Below are 3419 nucleotides of genomic sequence, written 5' to 3'. Positions count from 1 at the left end.
GATCGGGGGGGCCGCGTCCTCGTGAAGTCTCAGCCGGCTTCCTTGACCTGGGCGGCCGTCGGCGCCGTGCCGCCGAGGTGGGCCGGCAGCCACCAGGAGTCCTCCGTGCCCTTGGGCTTGGCCGGGTACGCGCTCTGCGCCGCCTCCAGCAGCTCCTGCACCCGCTCGCGCAGCCGCCGGGTGATGGCCCCCGCGAACTGGTCGGTCGGCGCCTCCATCGGCTCGCCCACCCGCATCGTCACCGGGATGTGGCTGCGCTTGAGGTCCTTGGGGCGGCCCTTGGTCCACAGCCGCTGCGTACCCCACAGGGCCACCGGGATCAGCGGGACGCCGGCCTCCTGGGCCATCCGCGCCGCACCCGACTTGAAGCTCTTGAGCGTGAAGGACTGGGAGATCGTCGCCTCCGGGAACACGCCGATGATCTCGCCGGAGCGCAGCGAGTCCAGGGCGTGCTGGTAGGCGGTCTCACCCTGCGAACGGTCCACCGGGATGTGCTTCATCGCGCGCATCAGCGGGCCGGACACCTTGTGCCGGAACACCGACTCCTTCGCCATGAAGCGGACGAGGCGCTTCTGCGGGCGCGCGGTGAGACCGGCGAAGATGAAGTCGAGGTAGCCGATGTGGTTCGACACCAGAACCGCCCCGCCCTTGCGCGGGATGTTCTCGGTGCCCTTCATGTCGATGCGGACGTCGAGCGCACGGAAGAGGGTGTGCGCGGCGCCGATGACCGGGGGGTAGACGAGCTCAGCCATGGTGGGGAGACCCCGCTTTCTGCCTGGAGGTGCTCCCGGCCGGAAGTTACGGCAGCGTAGGTACGCGGCCATGGGGATCGTGCCCCATACGAGAGCCGCAGGCCAGTCCAGAGGCCCGCGCCCGGCGAGATTCTCGTCACGCCGGGAATGCGGCGCGCGCCCGGGGCGCTCGGATCAGCGTACGAACGTACCGGGATGATGTGTGGGTGCGGGTACGAGTACACGTACGACCCGAGTGTGTGCGCCGGTCGGCGCACCTCAACGGTACGGCTACGGCGGCGACGGGAGCACGCGTGCGCGGGCACGAGTCAGACGGGCACGAGGACGGGCACGAGTGGAACGGGGGCGCCCGACGGCTGGGCGCAGGGGAACTGGGCGCGGAGCCGGGGGAGCGGGCCAGCCTGGTGCAGTTCTCCAGTGCCTTCTGCCAGCCCTGCCGGGCCACGCGCAGGATCCTGGCCGAGGTCGCGGCCATGGTCGAGGGCGTGGCGCACATCGAGATCGACGCCGAGAAGAACCTGGACCTCGTACGGGCGCTGGGAATCGAGAAGACCCCGACGGTGCTCGTCCTGGACGCGGCCGGCCGGATCGTGCGACGGGCGGCCGGGATGCCGCGCAAGGCGGACGTGATCGCGGCCCTCGGCGCCGCGGTATGACGCCTGCCGCGCCGGTACGCGCGCCCGCACGCAGCGTGACGCGCCCTACATCTCCCCGCTGCGGCTTGACTGTGTACACGGGTGATCGCCAGGCTGACGACATGCGGTATGAACTCCTGCTTTACCGACGGGGCCTCCCCTCATGACTGCTCCGACGGCTCCCTCCCCCCGATCCGGCGCCGGCCTTCCCGGCTCGCCCGACCTGCTGCGTTCGGTGTTCCGCCGGCATGCCGCGGGCGTGGCCGTGATCACCGCCGAGAGCGGTGGCCGGCCGGTGGGCTTCACCGCGACCTCGCTCAACTCGGTCTCCGCCGACCCCCCGCTCCTGTCGTTCACCATCGGCACCGGATCCTCCAGCTGGCCCGGGATACGGGACTCCGAGTACCTCGGCGTCCACATACTCGGCGAGCACCAGAGCGCCCTGGCCGGTCTGTTCGCGCGCAACGGAGCCGACCGCTTCGGCCCGGAGACCGACTGGGCGCCCGGGCCGCACGGGGTCCCCGTACTGGACGGCGTACTGGCCTGGCTGGTGTGCCGGGTGGTCGCCCGGGTGCCCGCCGGCGAGCACCGGGTGATCATCGCCGAGGCGGTCGCCGGGGACCCGGCGGGGGACCCCGTGGGTGATCCGGCCGGTCAGGCGCGCCCGCTGCTCTACCACCAGGGGCGCTTCAACGCGTTGCGCGACTGAATCGTGCCTGTTGGGGCGGGTTGCCACGGCGTTGGCCAGATCACAGTTCACTGCCCTTGCAACCTGGCGGGACCCGCTGTGTACTGACGAGTAACATCCCCTGTGGGGCATGGGACGCCCCTTAGGGGTGGCCCGGAGATGGCGCCTATGCTGCCTGAGCAAGGCGGTACCAGAAATGTCGATGCGGTAGGAGAGCCGGCGTGAGCCTGAGGATCGTTGTCTGTGTGAAGTACGTGCCCGACGCCACCGGCGACCGGCAGTTCACCGAGGACCTGACCGTCAACCGCGACGACGTCGACGGCCTCCTGTCGGAGCTCGACGAGTACGCCGTCGAGCAGGCGCTGCAGATCGCCGACGAGGCCGACGACGCGGAGATCACCGTTCTGACGGTGGGCCCCGAGGACGCGAAGGACGCGCTGCGCAAGGCGCTGTCCATGGGTGCCGACAAGGCCATCCACGTCGAGGACGACGACCTGCACGGCAGCGACGTCATGGGCACCTCGCTGGTGCTCGCCAAGGCGATCGAGAAGGCCGGCTACGACCTGGTCATCACGGGCATGGCCTCGACCGACGGCACCATGGGCGTCCTCCCGGCGATCCTGGCCGAGCGCCTGGGCGTCCCGCAGGTCACCCTGCTCTCCGAGGTCAAGGTCGAGGACGGCGTCGTCACCGGCCGCCGCGACGGCGACTCGGCGAGCGAGCAGCTGGAGGCCTCCCTCCCGGCGCTCGTCTCGGTGACGGACCAGTCGGGCGAGGCCCGCTACCCGTCCTTCAAGGGCATCATGGCCGCCAAGAAGAAGCCGGTCGAGTCCTGGGACCTCGAGGACCTCGAGATCGAGTCCGACGAGGTCGGTCTCGAAGGCTCGTGGACCGCGGTCGACTCCGCGGCCCAGCGCCCGGCCCGTACCGCCGGCACGATCGTCAAGGACGAGGGCGAGGGCGGCAAGGCGCTGGCCGGCTTCCTTGCGGAGCAGAAGTTCATCTAGGCAGCAGCCTGGCCGGCCGGAAGTTCGTCCAAGAGCTTCGGGCCCTTCCTCAAACGCCCCCTGACTACTTCGCATTCGCAGGAGCATCCCCCATGGCTGAAGTCCTCGTCTACGTCGACCACGTCGACGGTGCCGTCCGCAAGCCCACCCTCGAGCTGCTGACGCTGGCCCGCCGCATCGGCGAGCCCGTCGCCCTGGCGCTCGGCGCCGGCGCCGAGGCCACCGCCGCCCGGCTCGCCCAGCACGGTGCCGTCAAGGTCCACACGGCCGACGCGCCCCAGGTCTCGGACTAACAAGTCGTAACGAATGTGGAAGCGCTCCAGGCCGCGTACGACGC

4 protein-coding genes and 1 pseudogene are annotated in these 3419 nt (G+C 70.7%); 4 read left to right on the top strand and 1 reads right to left on the bottom strand.

Annotation, left to right across the window (positions count from 1 at the left end):
* Positions 1–29: 29 nt before the first annotated feature.
* A complete protein-coding gene (locus ACWGDE_RS35255; protein ID WP_453393145.1) occupies positions 30–752 on the bottom strand; it encodes a lysophospholipid acyltransferase family protein in 723 nt (240 codons plus the stop codon).
* 293 nt (positions 753–1045) lie between these two features.
* On the opposite strand from ACWGDE_RS35255, the gene ACWGDE_RS35250 reads away from it, so the two are divergent.
* From ACWGDE_RS35250 to ACWGDE_RS35235, 4 genes and pseudogenes are all read left to right on the top strand, one after another.
* Positions 1046–1408 (top strand): thioredoxin family protein, encoded by a 363-nt coding sequence (locus tag ACWGDE_RS35250; RefSeq protein ID WP_453393144.1) that lies wholly within the window; start codon positions 1046–1048, stop codon positions 1406–1408.
* 142 nt (positions 1409–1550) lie between these two features.
* On the top strand, positions 1551–2096 hold the full coding sequence (locus ACWGDE_RS35245) for a flavin reductase family protein (RefSeq protein ID WP_453393143.1): 546 nt from the start codon (positions 1551–1553) through the stop codon (positions 2094–2096).
* A gap of 200 nt (positions 2097–2296) precedes the next feature.
* Entirely contained in the window at positions 2297–3082 is a 786-nt protein-coding gene (locus tag ACWGDE_RS35240; protein ID WP_453393142.1) for an electron transfer flavoprotein subunit beta/FixA family protein, read from the top strand.
* Between the two features lie 92 nt (positions 3083–3174).
* A pseudogene (locus ACWGDE_RS35235) lies at positions 3175–3372 on the top strand (electron transfer flavoprotein subunit alpha/FixB family protein); the annotation flags it as partial.
* Positions 3373–3419: the final 47 nt, after the last annotated feature.

Source organism: Streptomyces sp. NPDC054956 (assembly GCF_053609185.1).
The sequence above is the reverse complement of the archived record's forward strand: the minus strand, read 5'-3'. Positions and strand labels throughout refer to the sequence as shown.